At 62.4% G+C, this 17,968-nt stretch carries 22 protein-coding genes and 1 tRNA gene; 15 read left to right on the top strand and 8 right to left on the bottom strand.

The features are described from left to right. Positions 1-190: 190 nt before the first annotated feature. Together NO889_RS11535 and NO889_RS11530 are read right to left on the bottom strand one after the other, a co-directional pair. Positions 191-349: a DUF7563 family protein gene (locus NO889_RS11535; protein ID WP_188127902.1), complete on the bottom strand. Its 159-nt coding sequence runs from the start codon at positions 347-349 to the stop codon at positions 191-193. 89 nt (positions 350-438) lie between these two features. After that, on the bottom strand, positions 439-618 hold the full coding sequence (locus NO889_RS11530; protein ID WP_066412020.1) for an HVO_0416 family zinc finger protein: 180 nt from the start codon (positions 616-618) through the stop codon (positions 439-441). Between the two features lie 155 nt (positions 619-773). On the opposite strand from NO889_RS11530, the gene NO889_RS11525 reads away from it, so the two are divergent. Beyond that, complete coding sequence (locus NO889_RS11525; RefSeq protein WP_256412398.1) at positions 774-1,076, top strand: PRC-barrel domain-containing protein; 303 nt, start codon at positions 774-776, stop codon at positions 1,074-1,076. Between the two features lie 55 nt (positions 1,077-1,131). Here NO889_RS11525 and NO889_RS11520 read toward each other — a convergent pair whose 3' ends face one another. Continuing rightward, entirely contained in the window at positions 1,132-1,674 is a 543-nt protein-coding gene (locus NO889_RS11520) for a CDP-2,3-bis-(O-geranylgeranyl)-sn-glycerol synthase (RefSeq protein ID WP_256412397.1), read from the bottom strand. Positions 1,675-1,801: 127 nt separating this feature from the next. Between NO889_RS11520 and NO889_RS11515 the strand changes: the two genes are divergently transcribed. Beyond that, on the top strand, positions 1,802-2,641 hold the full coding sequence (locus NO889_RS11515) for a proline dehydrogenase family protein (protein ID WP_256412396.1): 840 nt from the start codon (positions 1,802-1,804) through the stop codon (positions 2,639-2,641). Positions 2,642-2,756: 115 nt separating this feature from the next. Further along, positions 2,757-3,509 (top strand): DUF502 domain-containing protein, encoded by a 753-nt coding sequence (locus NO889_RS11510; protein ID WP_256412395.1) that lies wholly within the window; start codon positions 2,757-2,759, stop codon positions 3,507-3,509. Positions 3,510-3,529: 20 nt separating this feature from the next. Here NO889_RS11510 and NO889_RS11505 read toward each other — a convergent pair whose 3' ends face one another. The 3 genes from NO889_RS11505 to NO889_RS11495 form a co-directional block, all read right to left on the bottom strand. Then, the gene (locus NO889_RS11505; RefSeq protein WP_256412394.1) at positions 3,530-4,459 is read right to left on the bottom strand and encodes a branched-chain amino acid transaminase; all 930 of its coding nucleotides are present in this window, start codon (positions 4,457-4,459) and stop codon (positions 3,530-3,532) included. A gap of 506 nt (positions 4,460-4,965) precedes the next feature. Next, entirely contained in the window at positions 4,966-5,730 is a 765-nt protein-coding gene (ribB, locus tag NO889_RS11500) for a 3,4-dihydroxy-2-butanone-4-phosphate synthase (RefSeq protein WP_256412393.1), read from the bottom strand. Further along, on the bottom strand, positions 5,730-6,506 hold the full coding sequence (locus tag NO889_RS11495; protein ID WP_256412392.1) for a DUF120 domain-containing protein: 777 nt from the start codon (positions 6,504-6,506) through the stop codon (positions 5,730-5,732). Before NO889_RS11495 ends, ribB begins: the two co-directional genes overlap by 1 nt. 256 nt (positions 6,507-6,762) lie before the next feature. Here NO889_RS11495 and NO889_RS11490 point away from each other — a divergent pair. The 9 genes from NO889_RS11490 (at position 6,763) to NO889_RS11450 (ending at position 14,822) form a co-directional block, all read left to right on the top strand. Beyond that, positions 6,763-6,834 (top strand) — tRNA-Ala (locus tag NO889_RS11490). Positions 6,835-7,657: 823 nt separating this feature from the next. Continuing rightward, the gene (locus tag NO889_RS11485) at positions 7,658-9,346 is read left to right on the top strand and encodes a hypothetical protein (RefSeq protein WP_256412391.1); all 1,689 of its coding nucleotides are present in this window, start codon (positions 7,658-7,660) and stop codon (positions 9,344-9,346) included. 97 nt (positions 9,347-9,443) lie between these two features. Beyond that, complete coding sequence (locus NO889_RS11480; RefSeq protein WP_256412390.1) at positions 9,444-9,806, top strand: hypothetical protein; 363 nt, start codon at positions 9,444-9,446, stop codon at positions 9,804-9,806. After that, a complete protein-coding gene (locus tag NO889_RS11475) occupies positions 9,806-10,207 on the top strand; it encodes a DUF8023 family protein (RefSeq protein ID WP_256412389.1) in 402 nt (133 codons plus the stop codon). The genes NO889_RS11480 and NO889_RS11475 overlap by 1 nt, the downstream gene beginning before the upstream one ends. A gap of 228 nt (positions 10,208-10,435) precedes the next feature. After that, the gene (locus NO889_RS11470) at positions 10,436-11,893 is read left to right on the top strand and encodes an Env/VP5 family phage fusion protein (protein WP_256412388.1); all 1,458 of its coding nucleotides are present in this window, start codon (positions 10,436-10,438) and stop codon (positions 11,891-11,893) included. A 3-nt stretch (positions 11,894-11,896) separates the two neighbouring features. Continuing rightward, positions 11,897-12,427 (top strand): DUF8063 family protein, encoded by a 531-nt coding sequence (locus NO889_RS11465; protein ID WP_256412387.1) that lies wholly within the window; start codon positions 11,897-11,899, stop codon positions 12,425-12,427. Then, the gene (locus tag NO889_RS11460) at positions 12,424-13,254 is read left to right on the top strand and encodes a DUF8125 domain-containing protein (RefSeq protein ID WP_256412386.1); all 831 of its coding nucleotides are present in this window, start codon (positions 12,424-12,426) and stop codon (positions 13,252-13,254) included. Before NO889_RS11465 ends, NO889_RS11460 begins: the two co-directional genes overlap by 4 nt. Then, positions 13,251-14,204 carry a hypothetical protein gene (locus tag NO889_RS11455; RefSeq protein WP_256412385.1) on the top strand — a complete coding sequence of 318 codons (954 nt, stop codon included), beginning with the start codon at positions 13,251-13,253 and terminating at the stop codon, positions 14,202-14,204. The genes NO889_RS11460 and NO889_RS11455 overlap by 4 nt, the downstream gene beginning before the upstream one ends. A gap of 63 nt (positions 14,205-14,267) precedes the next feature. Then, positions 14,268-14,822 carry a hypothetical protein gene (locus tag NO889_RS11450; RefSeq protein ID WP_256412384.1) on the top strand — a complete coding sequence of 185 codons (555 nt, stop codon included), beginning with the start codon at positions 14,268-14,270 and terminating at the stop codon, positions 14,820-14,822. Between the two features lie 246 nt (positions 14,823-15,068). Here the strand turns inward: NO889_RS11450 and NO889_RS11445 are convergent, their stop codons facing one another. Beyond that, positions 15,069-15,791 carry a hypothetical protein gene (locus NO889_RS11445; protein WP_256412383.1) on the bottom strand — a complete coding sequence of 241 codons (723 nt, stop codon included), beginning with the start codon at positions 15,789-15,791 and terminating at the stop codon, positions 15,069-15,071. Between the two features lie 53 nt (positions 15,792-15,844). Further along, entirely contained in the window at positions 15,845-16,069 is a 225-nt protein-coding gene (locus NO889_RS11440) for a hypothetical protein (RefSeq protein WP_256412382.1), read from the bottom strand. Positions 16,070-16,426: 357 nt separating this feature from the next. Here NO889_RS11440 and NO889_RS11435 point away from each other — a divergent pair, with 357 nt between their 5' ends. The 3 genes from NO889_RS11435 to NO889_RS11425 are packed head-to-tail and all read left to right on the top strand — an operon-like array spanning position 16,427 to position 17,945. Then, positions 16,427-16,681, top strand: coding sequence for a hypothetical protein (locus tag NO889_RS11435; protein WP_256412381.1), 255 nt, complete (start codon positions 16,427-16,429; stop codon positions 16,679-16,681). Beyond that, entirely contained in the window at positions 16,678-16,914 is a 237-nt protein-coding gene (locus tag NO889_RS11430) for a YbdD/YjiX family protein (protein ID WP_256412380.1), read from the top strand. Before NO889_RS11435 ends, NO889_RS11430 begins: the two co-directional genes overlap by 4 nt. Further along, positions 16,911-17,945 (top strand): tyrosine-type recombinase/integrase, encoded by a 1,035-nt coding sequence (locus NO889_RS11425; RefSeq protein WP_256412379.1) that lies wholly within the window; start codon positions 16,911-16,913, stop codon positions 17,943-17,945. Before NO889_RS11430 ends, NO889_RS11425 begins: the two co-directional genes overlap by 4 nt. The last annotated feature ends 23 nt before the right edge of the window (positions 17,946-17,968 follow it).

Below are 17,968 nucleotides of genomic sequence, written 5' to 3'. Positions count from 1 at the left end.
GGGCCGCCTACGCCCTCGACGGGCACGAACGCGGGACCGCCGGGATCGGGACGGAGCCGTCGCGGACGGACGCGGGGACCGGCAGGGTCGGGGACGGGACCGCCGAGGACGGGCACGGGGCGGAGGGCGGGTCCGGGCGAACGGCGGGGGTCGTCGGCGGAGGGTCGATCGGCGGCGTCGGTCGGAGGAGTCAGTTGCTTCGGGTCGCGCGCGCTTCTCGCACGTCGGCACCGTCACGGACCAGGTCCTCACAGCCCGGACAGACGCGGGGGCGGTCCACGTCGTTCGGCGTGAACACCCGGACGTAATCGGTCGTGACGAACGAACCGCAGTTCTGGCAGGTCGGCATACGCCCCACTAGCTAATCGTTACACATAATACTGCCGCCCGTATCGGGCGGAAAGAAAACAGCTAACCGGTCGATCGGTGTCGTCGGCGTCAGGTCGGCCGCCAGTCGCAGACGGAGCAACTGGCGGTTCCCTCCGGGTGGAGCGCACCACACTCGGGGCACTGAAGCTTGTTATACGATCGCTCCCAGCGTACGATCTCCGTCTCGTGGCCCCGGTCGGACAGGAACTCGTCGAACACGTCGTCGTTCGTGCTGGGTGCGCTAGACATTGCGTGATAAGGTATGCCATGGTAGCATAAGAATCTTTCCGTGATTCCGGATCCGATCCTCGATCCGCACGGGTCCGATCGATCGGTCACGGACGGCCTCCGCGGTCCGACGACCCCGTACTTTTTTGTCGCGTTCCCGCCCACGTACCGGTGACATGTCCACGGTCCTCGCGAGCGCCCTCCCCGAGAAGCCGGTGCTCAGCGCAGACGGCAGGAAGCTCGGTACCGTCCACAACCTCACCATCGACCCGCGGTCCGGAGACTTCGAGACGCTCCTCGTCGATCCCGATCCGGACGCGATCGACCCTGACGCGATCGATCGCGGGACGCCCTCCGCCGACCCGACGGAACGCGACGCGGTCGACCGCGACGACGGGCCGCTCCGGATCCCCGGCGACGCCGTCGCCGCGGTCGGCGATCAGGTGATCGTCGACCTCTCGGCCGACCGGAGCCGATAGCGAGCCGGGACGCGCTCTCCCCGCTCGGATCGTCTCCGTTCTCGCTCAAGCCCGCTCACCAGGGCTCGTTCTTCAGCCCGAGCGCGTAGGCCGCGACGTTCGTCGCAACGTGGAGGACGGGAGTCATCACCGCCACGACGGCGATGACGGGAAGCGTGAAGACGGCCGCCGCCCAGTCGGGCGCGACGAGGAAGACGGCAAGCAGCGCGCCGACGACGAAGTCGAGCTGGTCGAGTCCGGGAAACGAGGCCCCCCGCTCGCGGCCGGAGCGCCGCTTCAGGAAGGACGCGCCGACGTCGCCGGCCATCGCGCCGAACGCGAGCGCGAGCGCCGCGGGGAGCTCGAACGTCGGGAGGTCGACGCCGAGCGCCGCGCTCGCGGGGTCGACGACGGCGTTGAGCCCGAGCGCGACGAGCACGCCGACGGCCGTGCCCACGGCGGTCCCCCGCCAGGTCTTCCCGTCGCCGAGCAGGCGCGCGCCCCGCCACTCGCGGCCGCCGTCGATGGGGCGACCGCCGCCGGCCAGCACCGCGGCGTTGTTCGGCACGTACGCTGGCACCATCGACCAGAACGCGGTCGCGACGAGGGAACCGACCATGCCGGCTCCACGCCCGTCCGGGTGATATAAACCGCGGATCCGACGAGCCGGGCGGGCGATCGACCCCGGACGACCGCTCGGATCGACGGGTGACAACGCTCAAGTCGGGCCACGCCCACCTCCGGGTATGATCCCCCCGATCGCGCGCCGGTTCGTCGCCGGCGAGAGCGTTCCCGAGGCGCTCGACCACGCGCGGGCCCGCAACGAGGAGGGCATCGCCGTCATCCTGAACCTGCTCGGGGAACACTACGACGACCCCGCGGACGCCCGAGCGGACGCGGACGCGTACCGCCGGCTCCTCGACGACCTGGCGGCCACGGACCTCGACGCGTGTATCTCCGTGAAGCCCTCGCAGATCGGCCTCGACGTCTCCGCAGACCTCTTCGAGGAGCAGTACCGCGACCTGGTCGCGCACGCCCACGAGCGCGACGCGTTCGTCTGGTGTGACATGGAGGACGCCGACACCACGGACGCCACCCTCGACGCCTTCGAGTCGATCGCGGCCGACTACCCCTGGAGCGTCGGCCAGTGCGTCCAGTCGAACCTCAAGCGCACCCGCGAGGACCTCGAGCGCCTCGTCGACGTCCCCGGCGTCGTCCGGCTGGTGAAGGGGGCGTACGACGAGCCGGACGCGATCGCCTACACCGACAAGGCCGACGTCGACGAGGCGTACCGCGGCGACGTCGAGTTCCTCTTCGAGCGTCGGGATCGGGGGGTCGCCGTCGGTAGCCACGACCCGGAGATGATCTCGCTCGCCAACCGGCTCGGGACCGAACACGGCACCGACTACGAGATCCAGATGCTGATGGGCGTCCGCGAGGACGCCCAGCGCGACCTCGCACGGCAGGGCGTCGACGTGAACCAGTACGCCCCCTACGGGGACAAGTGGCTCTCGTACTTCTATCGTCGCGTGCGCGAACGCAAGGAGAACCTGACGTTCGCGCTGCGGGCGGTCGTCGGGAGGTGAGCCGGGCGACCGCGGAGGGTCGGCTCGATCGACGGCCGGGGCAAGCCCCGTGACCGATCGCTCGACCGACAGGAGAAGCCCTCTTAAGGGTCCCCGTCGCATAGCGAAACGATAGATGTCCACGTGGAAACGCGACTTCGCCAGCGGGCTCATCGTGTTAGCCCCCCTCCTCGTTCTGCTCCTCGTCATCCGGTGGATCTACCTCCACATCGCGTCGATCCCGCTCATCGACGCGCTCCAGCCGAACTGGATCCCCGCTCCGCTGGAGCCGGTCTCGCGGGTCGTCATCGCGATCGCGGTCCTCTCGACGCTCGTGCTCGCGGTCGGCTACTTCATGCGGACGACGCTCGGCCGGATCGCGGAGGCGAAAATCGACGACACCATAAACAGGATCCCCGCGCTGCGCGTGGTGTACAACGCCTCGAAACTGGCGGCCGAGACCGCCATCTCAGGCACCGAAGAGCTCCAGAACCCGGTGTACATCGAGACGTGGGCCGGCATCCGGATGACCGCGTTTCGGACGGGCAAGAAGACCCGCGACGGAAAGATCGTTCTCTTCATGCCCACCGCCCCGAACATCACCACCGGCTTCGTCATCGAGGTCTCGCCCGATCGGGTCGAGGACACCGGCGAGAGCGTCGAGGAGGGCATGACGCGGATCCTCTCCGCGGGCTTCGGCGAGTCCGCCCACCAGATCCCCGTCGAGGAGGAGCGACCGCCCGCCGACGACCGGCCGGAGGACCACCGTCCCGGCGTCGCCCATCCGGGACGAGCCGCCGAGGCCACGTCCGACGCGAGCGGCGAGGAGTCGAATACCGGGGGAGCGTCGGGCGGTCGCGAGGACCAGTCCACGGACGGCTCGCGTTGACTACCGGCTCGCGAGCCGACCTAGAGGTACGTGAACCACTCGTCGTGGTCGTCGGTCCGGCGCTCGATCACCTCGAAGAACGCCTCCTGAAGCTCCTCGGTCACCGGGCCGCGGCTGCCGTTCCCGATCTCCGTGTCGTCGACCGAGCGGATCGGCGTCACCTCGGCGGCCGAGCCGGTGAAGAACAGCTCGTCGGCGGTGTACAGCTGGCCCCGCGAGATGACGGCCTCGTCGTGGACGGTATAGCCGCGCTCCTCGGCCAGGGTGATCACGGTGTCGCGGGTGATCCCCTCGAGGATCGACTGGGCTTGGCCGGTGGTGTACACCTCGCCGTCGTTCACCATGAAGACGTTCTCGCCGGGACCCTCCGCGACGTTCCCCTCCTTGTTCAAGACGATCGCCTCGACGTAGCCGTTCCGGCGGGCCTCCTCGCCCGCGAGCATCGAGTTGACGTAGAGGCCGGTGGTCTTCACGTTCGTGGGGACCTGCGAGGAGGCGTGTTTCCGCCAGGAGGAGACCATCACGTCGACGCCCTCCTCTAAGGCCTCCTCGCCGAGGTACGTCCCCCACGGCCAGGCGGCGAGCACGAGGTCGGTCGGGCAGTCGCCCGGCGAGACGCCGAGCGAGTCGTAGCCGTAGTAGGCGATCGGCCGGATGTAACAGGCGGTGAGGTCCTGTCGGTCGAGGAGTTCGAGGATCGCCTCCGTGATCTCCTCGCGGGAGTGGTCGATCTCCATGTCGTACATCTTCGCGGAGTCGAACAGCCGGTCGAGGTGCTCCTCGAGCCGGAAGACCGCGGTGCCCTGCTCGGTCTCGTAGCTCCGGAGCCCCTCGAACACGCCGGTCCCGTAGTGGAGCGCGTGCGTGAGGACGTGGGTGGTCGCGTCCTCCCAGTCGAGGAACTCCCCGTTCTTCCAGATCGTGTCGACGTCCATCTCGTCGAATCCCATACTACCGACCTCGATACGTCCGGGCTTAAAATTATGACATACCCGTCCCGCTCCGCCGGATCTACGTTTTCGCGAGCGATGTGAGTGGGCGTCACGGGAGGACGACATCAACGCCCCTGGGCGTTCGATGCGAGATCGTTGCTGGCGCGGAGAACACTCCCAAAGCCCCACCGCCGAGGACTCGGGGGCACCGGAAGTCGGTCGTCTCGTTTCACTCGACGCTGCGACTTCCGAGGTCTCGTTCGCTTCGCTCACGAGACCCTCGCTGTGGTCCTCAGTCGGTCGTTTCACTCGCTCCCCGCGGTCCTTGCGTCGGCCGCCGTCGTCCTCGGCGGTGCCCCTTTGAGTCCCGCCCGACCGCGACCGCCCCGCACCTCACGCCTCCCCAACCTCGGCGGACGGGCCGTCGCGGGCGAGCCGCTCCAGCCCGCCGCCTCCCTCGCGGTCCGGTCGCGGGCCTTCGGCCCGCTCCCGGGCGCGCCACCACCCCCGATCGTCGGCGCAGTCTACCGGAGCGCCTCGACGAGGGCCGCGCCCTCGACGTAGGGGATCCCGCGTCGCTCCGCGTAGGCGGCGGCGTCCTCGGGCGCGAGCGCGTCGCCCGTTTCGTCGTCGAGCATCTCGCACACCACGGCGGCGGGCGGGGCGTCGACGGCCGCCGCGAGCGCCAGGCCGAGTTCGGTGTGGCCCACGCGCGCTGCGAGCCCGTCGACCGCGCCGCGTAGGACGTGGACGTGGCCGGGCGCGCGGAACGAGGCGGCGAAGTCCTCGGGGGTGTATTCTCGCGGGTCGGCGGCGGCCGCCGCGGCCGCGTTCGCGACCTCCGTGATCGTCAGCGCGCGGTCCGCGTCCGTGATCCCCGTGAACGTCTCGCGGTGGTTGACCGGCAGCGAGAAGGAGGAGCGGTCGTCGTAGGCGGGGTCGTCGTTCACCGCGGGGTGGTCGAGCGCGTCCGCGAGGAACGGCAGCCCGAAGGCGTCCGCGACCGCGTCGTCGACGGCGACGCAGATCAGGCCGCCGGCGTCGTTGCGCATGTGCGCCACGGCCGCGGCGTCGACCGCGCCGGCGGGGTAGACGATGTCCGTCTCTCCCTCGCGGTCCGCGAAGTCGTGGACACAGACCGGGTCGCCGGCGCGGAACGCCGCCAGCGCGCGGTCGACCGACGCGGTCGCGTCCGCATCGGCGTCCACGTCCGCGTCCCCGGCCGCCGCTGCGGCCGGCGCGTCGGCCGGGTCGGGATCCGTCTCGGGCCCCTCGGCGTCGGCGCGCATCAGGCCACCTCCCCGAGCGGCTCGTCGGGTTCCGCTCCCTCGTCCGGCTCGTCCGCCCCGCCGCGTGCGTCCGCCCGCGAGGTCGCCTCGACGCGGACCTCGACCGCGTCGCCGTCCGCGAGGTCGAGTTCCGTCCGGAGCTCGTCGGGGGCGATCACCTCGAGCTTGTCGTCGTCGTGGTGGGTGCGGTCGGGGACGATCGCGTGGGCGTCCTCGTAGCGGCCGCCGTCGGCGACGAGCGTGACGGCGTAGCACGCGGCCGCGCCGTAGGTGCGGTCCTCGTCCTCCCAGGCGTCGATCGGGACGGCGTCGATCCCCGCGATCTCGCCACGCCGGCGGACGCTCTCCTCGTCGAGTTCGAGGTTGAGCGTGCCCGGAAACGGCTCGTACCCCAGGCGGGAAGCGAACTGCTCCGCGTACCCCGGCAGGGTGATGTAGTGACGGCCCTCGCCCATCCCGCCGGTGACCGACCCCCGAAGGACGAGCTCGACGTCGCTCTCGAAGAGCCGGCGGTAGTCGGCGTACTCGCCGCGCAGCGCGGCCTCGCCCGCGTCGGTCACCCGGACCCACTGGCCGTCGCCGACCACGTCGCGTTCGAGCAGCCCCGCGGACTCGAGCGTCTGGAGGCGTCTGGAGGCGGTCTGCGTCGACGCGTCGAGGCGGTCGCCGAGCGCCGCACATGACACCTTCGTCTCCGTCAGCCCGCCCGCGAGCGCGACGTGTTTCAACGCCGCCATCGCCGCCGGGTCGGCGGTCGCCGCCGTCGCTTCTGACATACCCCGATCGAGAACCTCCGCACGCAAAAGCATAACGAATATGCGACGGATCTCAAAATCGTTACGGAGTGCGGGATCGCGCGGCGCGGTCCCCCCGTTTCGTGTCGAACTCCGGGCGGCTCTCACCTAAGGGCGTCGGTCGCGGCGGTCGCGGCGATCCGCCGACCGCGACGCGCCGGCTCGCGGGTGTGAACCCCTCGCGCGCGGATCACAGAAAAGTAAGGTACAAGTACGAACGGGGATTGGTTTCGGATGCGGGCTCGTAGATCAGCGGCAGATCGCTTCCTTCGCAAGGAAGAGGCCCGGGGTTCAAATCCCCGCGAGTCCATAACTGGCGGTTATTTTCTCGAAGGTCGCCAAATTCGACAGCACGGGCTCTATCTCTCCAAAATACATTACTCGGAGTACGGAACGAACTCACTCCGGAACGGAGAGTTCACATCAACCGTATTTCCGGGTCCTCGCTGTCTGCTGATTTCATCGAGGGAAATCGGGGTGATCTGCGGTGAGTCTCGGTCACCAGCGGAATGCGCAAACACATCTGACCGCGGACGGTCCGGGTGAGTTCTGGTGTCCCGTCTGTGGTCGGCGGTGTACGCGCAACTCGACGAGCGGCGTCGAGTATGGTCACGACCTTGACTGTTCGCGCCGTCCGAACGAACTCGTCGACCCGCTCGAGAAGTGAGCCGGCCAGCTGCGCGCCGGTCCACCTCCCCACGGCTCCGGCACGATCTCGCTCGCCTCGTCGATACGACCCCCGGCAGTCTCTCCAAGCGGTCGGCAACCTTGCGGTCCGTGAGGTCCGGCGTACCCGGACCGAACGGTGCCGACCGCGCACAGGCGACCGAAGGTCGCCAAACGAGCGGCGGTACGGTCGCGGCGCGGTCGCGGTCGCGCACACCTGGAGGTGGACGATGAGCGCGCCCGACGAAGCTGGTGCGTCTTGGCCTTCCAAGGAGACTAACTCTGTAACGGCGTCTCTCACCGGATTAGACGATGACGCCGATCCCGTCGTCGAACGTGTGAGTGAGTTCGCAACCGAGTACCCACACCTCGCCGATCAACCGCTCTCCGAGACACACGGGCGGAAACTCCGCCGGATCGTCACGGAAGCTGAATGGGAAACCGAATTCGTCGACCCCGATCGGCCGATGGAAGACTCATTCGCCGTCGAATCACTCCGCTCTCGCTCCGCCGGAACGTGGATCGACGCGGTTCACGCGTTCCTCCGGGCGCATTACGAGTACGACGGGATGCTCGCTCGCTTCACCGACCGAGAATCCGGCGACGAGTTCGACGTGCCGCTCGTCGACGCGTGGGGGAAGGAGTACAGCAAGAAGCAGTACGCACGTGCCCGTGCGCTCCAGCGACAGATGTCCGGCGGCAAACGTCCGTCCGGCGGCGAAGCCGTCCCCGCGTGGAGCGATCCGGTGACCGCCATGCTCACGCTGACTGCCTCGTCGGTCCCTGACGGGGATCGTCTCCCACCCGTCGAGCAGATGGATGCGATTCACGACTCTTTCAGCTACGGCGGCGTCCGCGACACGCTCCGGAACGTGATGGAGTATCACCTCGACCTCGAGCCCGAGCAGTGGGGCTACTGGCTCCAGGCAGAACCGCACGGTATGGGCGCAGCTGCGGACCCCGAGAAGGATGCCGGCCTAAACGCCTGTTACACGCACGTTCACGTCGGCGTCTACTTCGACGGCGGCGACTTCGACGATCTCCGTCCCGTCGGCTCGGAGTTCGAGCGGGTGATCGACAAACACCTCGAGGTGTGCGAGCCGGCCGGCTGGTCGGCACACGACTACGAATCTATCGACGATTACCTGCTGGAAGACGACGGCTGTATCTCGATGAACGCGAACGTCGGAAATCTCGGCTCGTACCTCGCCGCCTACATGGGCGGCTACACCGAGGACCTGCTCGAGAAGCCGATCGAGTACATCGCGTGGGGTGCCGTTTACTGGTCAGCTGCTCGTCGACGGACCTCTCGCTCCCAAACCGTGAACCAAGCGATTCGCGCCGATCGGTGCGAACAACGTGCCGAAAACGAGGAATCCGGACAGACTGACGCGCACGGTGAGCGCGTCCGGTGGGACGACGGCCACGGCGCGGATGTCGTCTGCTCCTGTTGTGGCTCCCCGTGGACGATCGACCAGGATCGGCTCGATGGACCGCCGTCGACGGAGGTCGTCCTCGAGGACGATCTTCGATGGGCGACGAACGTCGCGAGACCGCCGCCGGAACGCGACACGAAGCGAACGCTGGCCGAACGCTGGCCGAGTGCGACGCGTGCCTGCTCGTATGGAGAATCACCGCGAAAGGCTCTGATTCGTGAGAAGGTCGACGCGTACCTCGACGTTCACGGCTCGAACGTGTCGCTTCCATCGCTTCTTGCGCACCTGAATATCGATCCGTCCTATCGAGAGTTCGTCGGAGACATCCTGAATGGTTCCGACCGGCCCAGTACCGAGTCGGTCGATCGTCGCTGGCGTGAGCCGCAGTTCGGTTACGAGCTGACGGCTATCGTTGACCGCGATGGGAACGAACACCAGCCGGGCGGTGGCGGTGTCGACATGGTACCGCTCGAGCTGCCCGTCGATCACATCATCGAGAACACTCGGCTTGGGAACGACCTCGTGACGGGCGAGATCTTCCGCGACGCGCGGACGAACGTCGCCAGTCACAAGCCGAGTACGATCGCGAGTGGATTCGTCAACGACGGAATCACCGAGCCGGAGGTCGTCGATCGGCTTCTCATCGTTAACGATTACCATGTCAACAATCCAGAGATGCCGAGAGACGAACCTCGACCCTGTATGAGACGAGAAAATTAAATGAAAACTAAAATCTCTGATCAGCGTGCTGTACGTATACTTTCACCCCGCGCTACTCGTGTTTATATGCTATTTACCTATCGACTAACAGTTGGAGATGTCGACTGAAAACCCAACTCCGCCGGACGGTTACGAACGGTTCGAAAGCAACGATCCCGACAGCGACGTGCCGACCGTGGAACTCGGTCCCGGTGACGTGCTCGAGGGACTCGTCCTCGACTTCACCGAAGGAGAAGGAGAGTACGGCCCGTGGTACCGTCTGAAGATCAAGGACGAGAATCGTGGGGTCGTTCGGTACTTCGCGAAAGATGAGGTCAAGCGCGCAGCTGCGCAGGACCGGATCGAAGTCGGAGAACCGATCTGGGTCGCGATGAAGACCGACGAGGTAACCCTCGAACGCGAGGACGGCTCGACGCACGAGTACAACCCGACGACGGTCGCGTTCCCGGGTGGTAGCTGATGGCGTCGTCGTACTCGAACTCGATGGGCGACATGGTGTCCGACTACGCCCAGCTGAACACCATCCCCGCGCTGCTGTCCGTCGCCTTCGTCGGTGCCGGACTCTATCAGTTCGGCGGTATCTCGGAGATCAGCCTGACGTGGCTGTCGTACACGCTGACGGCTCAACACGCGACGTTCGTCTCGCTCGGTGCGTACGTCGTCGCGTTCGCCTCGTCTGAAACCAAGTCCTTCGCTCACTACGAGCAGTGGGAGCAGGTCATGATCGCCGCGGGTCCGCTCCTGATCGCGGGCTATCAGTACGTCCCGCAGATCGCGGACCTCGTGAACACGACGAGCAACTTCGGCCCTATCGCCGCGTTCCTCATCACGGTCGCGGCGTGGGGCGTTGCCGTCCGGTAAACAACCTCCGTACTCAACATTATGAGTTCAAAACATGACACAACGATTAGCGGTGACGCCTCGAGGAGCACTACTACTGCTGGCGATGTGGGTCCTGATGGTCCTGCTCGGCAGCATGGCAATAGCCGGAGCCGCCGTACCTTCCTGAAAGGTCTCGGTGCGACCGCCACCGCGGGCGTCGGCACGAAATATCTCGGCTCGCCGGTTGGCGAAGCCGACGCGCTCGCTGTGACAACTGCTATCGCTGCGGGTGTTGTTATCGGGGCCGTCGGTACTGTTGCCTATGGTGCTACTATCGGTGGCCCTGACGAATCTGAGGTAGCTGACTCGCTCGAGTGGCAAACTCATGTCGACGAGTACACTCGCGCTCGTGAGGACAACCTGATGCTCGAGCAGACCATCAACTCCCTCGATCGCGACATCCAACTCGTCGACAACAAGGCTCGCGAGGAAGCCATCTTTCGGGTTTATGAACAGGGCGTCGACGGCGGGACCGAGTCGGATGCGACCGCCGCTGCTGAGGCTGCCATAAACGACGCCTACGCTACTGTTGAAAAGTCGATTCTTCAATCCTACATGGTTCGGTATCACCGTGCGTATACGGTCACCACGCTGTTTACTGAGGAAACAGGCAACTGGGCCTACGACCACGAGCGTGCCATCACCTACAACGTCGACACCAACGAGATGAGTAGTGTCGACTGGACTCGGTCTGCAACCATGCCTGCCACGGATGTGGATCACGAACTGTACGACGGTAGTTTGATTACGGTCCCTACTGTGACTCCTTCCGATCATACGCCGAATATCACTCCCTTCGACACCGGCCAAGACTCCGCGGTAGTTGTCGCCAAGCCGGACCCTGCTGACTACTCCTCTGTAACTGAAGGTGACGTAACTGTCCCTGAAGGCGATCCTGTCGTCTTCATGCTCAAATCGAACCGGTGGGCCAACCTACTGAGTGATCTCGATACTCAGCACACAAACATGATGTCTGAGGTATCGTCGATTGTCTCGACGTACTTCTCCGCCGCCCAAGACGGTGATATTCAACTGGATCAGATGATGGGTCCGAAACACCTGACGGACACGGCCTCGAGCGCGAAAGACTATCAAGAGGCGGCGATGGCGCTCCGCGGCATGGGATACCCACTGAGTGAACAGGTCGTGACGATCGAACTCCCGACTAAGGACGGCGGTTCACAGGAGTTCGTCGGTCGTCTGTCGTGGACGGCTCACCAAGGCAACACGCTTGTCGTCGGTCAGACTCACTTCGCGGAGAACCTGCCCGGCTCTATCTTCGCCGCTGTCAATCTGCCCGATGGTGTCGACTCCGTCTCGGGTAACACAACAAACACTACCAACACGACCAACGACGGCGACACGTCGACCGGCCCCGGCGCGGAGATCGTCGAACTCACTGATGAGTTCACGATCATCTCTGCTGAGGGTGCCGATGCTGTCTCGTTCAAGGATCGGTCGCTCGCGACCTCGGACACAACTCCCGAGGAAGTCGAACAGACGTTCAAGGAGAATTACGAGGCAAACAAGGAGGCCACCGAAAACGTCCACGACACGGCCACCGGCGGCGGCGGTGGTCTCTCGTGGTCGGCGTTCAGTACGACCGAGAAGGCCATCGCGCTCGGTGCGGCTGGACTCGGGGCCTTCGGACTCCTGAACAACTGAACCATGCGGTCCACATTTTTCGTCCTGCTCGCGCTCGTAGCCGTCGGCTCGATAGCCGTCGCTCCCGCTGCGGCACAGGACAACACGACTGCTGTGAACAACTCGACGGAGATCGCGCCCGGCTGTACTGAGACGATCAACGAGTACACAGCCATCTGCGACGCCGACCTCAACGGCTCGGACGTGGTGATCGACGTGTACACCGAAGGCCCGCAAACCATCGTCGTCACCGAGGCGTTCCGCAAAGGCTCGGGCGTCCTGAATCAGCGACGTATCTCGCTCGACGCCGGTCGGAACACTATCCGGTTCCGCGTCACCGTCGACGGCGGCAGCGAGGGCGTCACCATCGCCGCCGGACAGGTGCTCTATCAGAAGGAAGTCAAAACTTCCTCGACGATAGTCGCCGGCCCCTACACCGCGTCAGACGCACAAGCCGCCGGACTCGGCGGCGGATTCGGTGTCGCCGTCGTCACGGTCTGGATCGTCGCGAAGGTCGTCTACGGACGAACTGAAGAACCCGAGAGGTTAGCATGAGACACGAACCCCAAACCCGGCCCGAGGAGCCTCGCCATCGGAAGATCGTCGCGTTCCTACGCGGCTACGTCCCCGAACTCGTCGCCGGGTCGTTCCTGATCGCTGCGGTCGTCGTCTACTTCGGGTTCGACGTGACGCTCCCGCGCTTCTGGTACGTCTTCGTGCTGGCCGCGCTCGCTCTGTCACCGCTCGGCTTCTTCGTCGGGCAAAAGGTCACGTCGTGGCTCTACAATCCGTCGTGGGTCTACCTGATCGACCTCGACGCCCGCGTGCTCGAGGGTGGCATCTTCCGGCTGCCGCTCGAGGACTTCCGCGAACTCCAGGTGCTCGACGATGACGATTTCATCAACACGACGTACGAGCTGACGCAACTCTCACCAAACCTCTACGTCGGGAAACAGGTCGACCTCGAGGACATGACCGTAGTCGGGACGTGGCGCGGAACGCTCGACGATCGCGACCTCGCTCGCGCACTTCGTGCCGTCCACGAGTGCCGCGGCCAGCTCCAAACCGACGCGCAACGAGGATTCATCCTCGAGACCTCCGCGTTCACGGTCGTCCGGCGGGCGACCCGGAACACGGTCGAGCGCGTGATCGAGGTGTTCGAGGACGGCTCGCTGCCCGACTCGGGCGACGGGATCGGCCGCGCCATCGACCAGGAACTCGAGGAGTTCGGTCTCGTCGACGACGCCGACGCCGACCTCGAGGATCTCGTCGACGATCTCGATATCGACAATCTCGAACACAAATCGGGATTCGACTTCTCCGAACCGGAACCGGCGACCGAGCGGAACGGCCACACCGAAACTGCTGAGGTGTCGGCATGACCGACGTGGACGAAGCGATGCTGACGGCGGCGAAGCTCGCCGAACAACTGTCCGGAAACATCGACACGGATCGCGACCTCGCTTCCGGTGCTGGCGTGCTCGACCCGGACGACATACCCGCATCGGTATTCCTCGACGACCTCGAGCCCGATATCGACGGCGGGTCTGAACTCCTGTCACTCGTCGATCGGACTCAGCAGTCCCGACAGGCGTCGCGAGCGATTCACTCGGGCAACTCGCAACTCCTCTCGCATCTGGTCGGGATCACCGAGCAGGATCTCGATGCCTCCGCGCTTCGACTCCCACTCCGGCTCGACGATCTGATGACGAACAACGACGCGACGGCGTTCATCGGCGGCGCGGGGAACCCGAACACGGGGAAGACGAACCTCATGGCACTACTGGCCGAGCTCCGTTCCGCGACCGTCGACGATCTCCTAGTGATCTCGAACTCGCGGACGTGGGCCCGGACGGATCTCGTGGTCACGAGCGCGCACGACCTCGCCGTGGCGTGTATCGAGCATCGTGACCGGCCGAAGTTCGTCTTTATCGACGAGGGCTCGACGCACTTCGATGCTCGAACGAAGTCCTACGAGGTCGCGGCGCAGTTCTCCCCGCTCGCGAAGCGGATGGCAAAGGTCAACGTCGACGTCTTCGGAACGGTCTTCCACACGGGGAAGGACTGCCATCCGGAGCTGAAAAGACTGTTCACGACGGCGTACTTCAAACACTCTAAGAAGGAAGTGGATTTCTTCGCCGACTGGCCGGCTGACGCTGACAAGCCGACGGATCAACTGTTCGGCGGGACCGTCGAAAACCTCGAACCGGCAGCGGTCGAGCCCGACCCGAACGACGCGGCCCCGTGGGATTGGAACCTCGAGCCGGATTTATTCAGTAAAGACATCGAATGGGAGGGCCTCCTTGATCTTCTCAAAAATAGCAACTCTTAGTCATATAAATCTAAAAGCCACATCACCCCAGAATATATCAAAGGAGATGAATTTAATCATATTATGTCTGATGAAAATTCGGATGGAGATCCGGTTGATACTGAACCGCTAGGAGCGATCGCCGACGACTCTCTGTCTCTATTTAGAACATCCCTTTTTCTTATCGTTGTTTATTTAACAATATTGTCGCTTGTGTTTCGACAATCTGGAGCAAATATAATCGTATATATTCTTAGTTCGCCATACACAGTTACTGGTGTTTTATTCTGGCTTGGATCTATGATGACAACTGTAATTGCCTATCGTATCGCTAGGCGCACTACATTGCTTGACAATTATTCAGAACTAGGTCGTGTTTCAGACAAATATCAAATTATGAATACAGTCACCGCCGCAATGGTTGGTCTACTAATTGCTGTTACTTCTCTAATTTTTGGACTCTTAGACGGTTGGTCGGCCAACGTATCGGATTCTCAGAGTATCACACCGGTAAGTGATATACTGCTCATTTGTGGATTCGCTTTTCTTGCGGTGTTCAGTATCTCTTCTCTCCTCTCGCTAGTGGATATTGTTCGCAAGAGATATGGTCCGATCCGTGAAATTCTCGGGATCTCTTAAAATGGGTGTCTATTGAGTACTTTGAATAGAATTGAATCTAATCCTGATACAGTACGTACAATATCGTGGTCCGGCCGAGTGAGAATGTTGCTGTAGGCTGCGTTCGTTACTTTGGTTAGCTGGTCACCTGATCCAGCGCACTACTCCCTTGGTTGGACCCGCCCATCGACCCACCCTTCTCTTGTGGTGGTTTCCATGCCACATTGCCGCCTGCGCGACCCCTCCTTGTGGGGGGTCGCGCAGATACTAGCTGTCGGGTTTAATTATAAGTTCGCTCGAATTTTCACTCAAGCGGTGCTCTTGAAGTTCAGAAGTTATATCCATGATTAAATTTATGTTATCCTCATAATCATTAATTCCATTTAAAACAACGGAGTCGTTCATACTATGAGCGAGATTATTTCTTATTCTCCTGATCTTTTCCATATTTCCTTTGGTTCCGGTGTCAATAATCCCAGTCCTCATCATCAACTCTTCTCTTTCTTTCTGTGTGAGTCTTCTTGACAGAAGATCTTCTGTTCCATTTGTTCCCTGAAAATCTTCAGTAATTATCTGTTCTTCTAATATCTCAATTGAAAATTGCTCGATTAATAATTGAGAAAACATGACAAACGAAACCATATTTCCAGAAAGACTTGAAATTATATTCACTCTTCTGTGGATATTACTAATTCCTTCTGTGTCTATTCCTTCTCGAAATGTCTGTTCATCAACACCTGCTTCTGAAGACGCATTCTCAATTATGTTCTCCATCTCATTTGAGGACATTTCCTCTAATTCCTCAATTTCATCTTTTAATTCCACACTCATTTTGGCTACTTGAAGATAAGATATTGTCTCAACAATAGTTCTATCCTTGAGATCTCTCCCAATATCATATCCTCCCCGATCAAGTAAGAGATCCATGATCATGTTCTCAATCATATTCTCTATCTCGGCTACAGTTTGAACGTCTTCTTGCTCAGACATGATTTCGAATGATAATTATTAGCCGTTAGTATTTAAACATAGATCGAGCTGGCTTATTCATTTTTTCCGCGTTCTACAAGCCACCACGCTTTTGTCCCACCCAGTTTCTTCGATTCGACTTTGCCCTCCTCTTCGAGCTTAGTCAACCGCTTGAACATCCCTGGTTGACTGTAAGAGAGTGCTTCGGCGATTTCCCCTGTCGAGAACACGAGATCCCCTGAATTCCTGAAAAATTCAATGATTTCCTTATCTGTCGTGTCCTCTGGTCGTCCGGCCATACATTCCCGTACTATGACCACGCCTATAATTATCAGGAGTTCGAGGTTAAGACCCACTCAATAATTGATTGTTGAGTAATAACTAAATACTAGCCCGAATAGAATAGACTCAACGGAAGTTACGGGTCTGAAACGACATCTCAGCCAAAAGCGAACCCCGAGATAGGCCCTCGGGTTCGCACGGGCTTCCGTGATCTAGGCACGAAAGCCATGTTAGCACACACGGTCGGGGGTATTGAATCCCTCCACGACGGACTTGATCGCGCGGCAACCAGCGAACCGCAGTCGCTTCAGTTTCACTTACACTCCCCGCACAAGGATTCGTCCTTTTATATACCGGGTCTTCGGCGTGAGATGATGCCCTCAAAGGAACTCGTTCGCATCGAGAACGAGCGCGATCGCTGGCGGTACGTCTGCCCTCTCGGTCATCGGACGTGGGAACCGACGAATCACCATTTCTGGTGTCAGCTCTGCGCTCGCCGAAACGATGTCGACGGTGCGTTCTACAGACTGCGCGATAAGAAGACCGACGCGCTTCTGATTCGTCACCAGGTCCAGCTCGTCACACCGACCGGACCCTACGACGAGGATCTCGACGGGGGTGCGCGATGACTGACGGCTCCGGGCACGCGAGCCGGATCGCTCAGCAGCTCGCGATGTGGGAAGATGAAGACGACGACCAGCACGACGATCTCACCACCTGCCCGGTCTGCGATGCTTCGATCGACCCGGACCCACCGGACGGGTTCACTTGGTACGCCCGCCAAGTGGCCGGCTACCTCGATCACTTCTCCGAGGCGCACCCGGACCACCCCATCCTCGAGGCCCCGGAGGGGTACCTATGAGTGACGACCTCCAACCGCTCGAACCGCACGAAGGTGTCGAGCGGTTCCTCAGATACCGGGAGCCGTCGGTTCGGCCGTCGACGCTCAACAACGCCCGAACCCGGTTGAACCACTTTCTCGACTGGTGCGACGAGCGAGAGATCGAGAATCTGAACGACCTCGACGGTCGTGACCTCGCGGATTTCGTCGCGTGGCGGCAGGGAGATATCGCCCCGATCACGCTACAAAAACAGTTGAGTACGGTTCGAGCTGCGCTCGAGTGGTGGGCCGATATGGAGGCAGTCGAGGACGGGCTCCGCGAGAAGGTCCATTCGCCCGATCTCCCTGACGGTGCCGAGTCCCGTGATGATCACCTCTCGGCCGAACGTGCTCAGTCGATCATCGCTTCGCTCGAGCGATACCACTACGCGAGCCGGGATCACGCGCTGATGCTCCTCCTCTGGGTCACCGGGATGCGCCGATCCGCAGCTCGGTCGATCGATGTCGACGACCTCCGTCCTGACGACAACGCGATCGTCGTCGAGAACCGTCCGGACACCGGAACCAACCTGAAGAACGGTGACGGCGGGAACCGTTGGGTCTACCTCGGTCCTGAGGTCTTCCAGGTGATCGCGGATTACGTCGAAAATCCCGATCGGAAGGACGTCATCGACGACCACGGCCGCCGACCGCTGTTCACCTCGGAGCAGGGTCGACCGACTGGAGACACGATCTACGTCTGGGTCAACCGGGCGACCCAGCCCTGCCAGTACGGTGGCTGTCCCCACGATCGGGACCTCGACGACTGCGACGCGCTCGGTCACGATGGGTATCCGAGTCGCTGTCCGTCGTCGTGTGGTCCGCACGCGATCCGTCGGGGCTCGATAACGCATTTCCTCAACACCGGGACGACGCCGGAGATTGTCAGCGAACGGATGGATGTGACGCTTGAGGTGCTGTACGAGCACTACGATGTTCGGACAGATCAGGAGAAGATGACCGTCCGCAAGAGAGCCCTCGATGATGTGGAGGTGTTGTCAGATGACCGATAAAGCTCCTGCCCCGCGAGTCCATA

This window comes from Halorubrum rubrum (genome assembly GCF_024494685.1).
Taxonomy (GTDB): Archaea; Halobacteriota; Halobacteria; order Halobacteriales; family Haloferacaceae; genus Halorubrum; species Halorubrum rubrum.
The sequence above is the reverse complement of the archived record's forward strand: the minus strand, read 5'-3'. Positions and strand labels throughout refer to the sequence as shown.

Excerpts from the sequence above, each read along its gene's own strand:
- NO889_RS11535 (WP_188127902.1), bottom strand. The coding sequence starts at position 349 with ATGCCGACCTGCCAGAACTGCGGTTCGTTCGTCACGACCGATTACGTC.
- NO889_RS11530 (WP_066412020.1), bottom strand. The coding sequence starts at position 618 with ATGTCTAGCGCACCCAGCACGAACGACGACGTGTTCGACGAGTTCCTG.
- NO889_RS11525 (WP_256412398.1), top strand. The coding sequence starts at position 774 with ATGTCCACGGTCCTCGCGAGCGCCCTCCCCGAGAAGCCGGTGCTCAGC.
- NO889_RS11520 (WP_256412397.1), bottom strand. The coding sequence starts at position 1,674 with ATGGTCGGTTCCCTCGTCGCGACCGCGTTCTGGTCGATGGTGCCAGCG.
- NO889_RS11515 (WP_256412396.1), top strand. The coding sequence starts at position 1,802 with ATGATCCCCCCGATCGCGCGCCGGTTCGTCGCCGGCGAGAGCGTTCCC.
- NO889_RS11510 (WP_256412395.1), top strand. The coding sequence starts at position 2,757 with ATGTCCACGTGGAAACGCGACTTCGCCAGCGGGCTCATCGTGTTAGCC.
- NO889_RS11505 (WP_256412394.1), bottom strand. The coding sequence starts at position 4,459 with ATGGGATTCGACGAGATGGACGTCGACACGATCTGGAAGAACGGGGAG.
- ribB (WP_256412393.1), bottom strand. The coding sequence starts at position 5,730 with ATGCGCGCCGACGCCGAGGGGCCCGAGACGGATCCCGACCCGGCCGAC.
- NO889_RS11495 (WP_256412392.1), bottom strand. The coding sequence starts at position 6,506 with ATGTCAGAAGCGACGGCGGCGACCGCCGACCCGGCGGCGATGGCGGCG.
- NO889_RS11485 (WP_256412391.1), top strand. The coding sequence starts at position 7,658 with ATGGAAGACTCATTCGCCGTCGAATCACTCCGCTCTCGCTCCGCCGGA.
- NO889_RS11480 (WP_256412390.1), top strand. The coding sequence starts at position 9,444 with ATGTCGACTGAAAACCCAACTCCGCCGGACGGTTACGAACGGTTCGAA.
- NO889_RS11475 (WP_256412389.1), top strand. The coding sequence starts at position 9,806 with ATGGCGTCGTCGTACTCGAACTCGATGGGCGACATGGTGTCCGACTAC.
- NO889_RS11465 (WP_256412387.1), top strand. The coding sequence starts at position 11,897 with ATGCGGTCCACATTTTTCGTCCTGCTCGCGCTCGTAGCCGTCGGCTCG.
- NO889_RS11460 (WP_256412386.1), top strand. The coding sequence starts at position 12,424 with ATGAGACACGAACCCCAAACCCGGCCCGAGGAGCCTCGCCATCGGAAG.
- NO889_RS11455 (WP_256412385.1), top strand. The coding sequence starts at position 13,251 with ATGACCGACGTGGACGAAGCGATGCTGACGGCGGCGAAGCTCGCCGAA.
- NO889_RS11450 (WP_256412384.1), top strand. The coding sequence starts at position 14,268 with ATGTCTGATGAAAATTCGGATGGAGATCCGGTTGATACTGAACCGCTA.
- NO889_RS11445 (WP_256412383.1), bottom strand. The coding sequence starts at position 15,791 with ATGTCTGAGCAAGAAGACGTTCAAACTGTAGCCGAGATAGAGAATATG.
- NO889_RS11440 (WP_256412382.1), bottom strand. The coding sequence starts at position 16,069 with ATGGCCGGACGACCAGAGGACACGACAGATAAGGAAATCATTGAATTT.
- NO889_RS11435 (WP_256412381.1), top strand. The coding sequence starts at position 16,427 with ATGCCCTCAAAGGAACTCGTTCGCATCGAGAACGAGCGCGATCGCTGG.
- NO889_RS11430 (WP_256412380.1), top strand. The coding sequence starts at position 16,678 with ATGACTGACGGCTCCGGGCACGCGAGCCGGATCGCTCAGCAGCTCGCG.
- NO889_RS11425 (WP_256412379.1), top strand. The coding sequence starts at position 16,911 with ATGAGTGACGACCTCCAACCGCTCGAACCGCACGAAGGTGTCGAGCGG.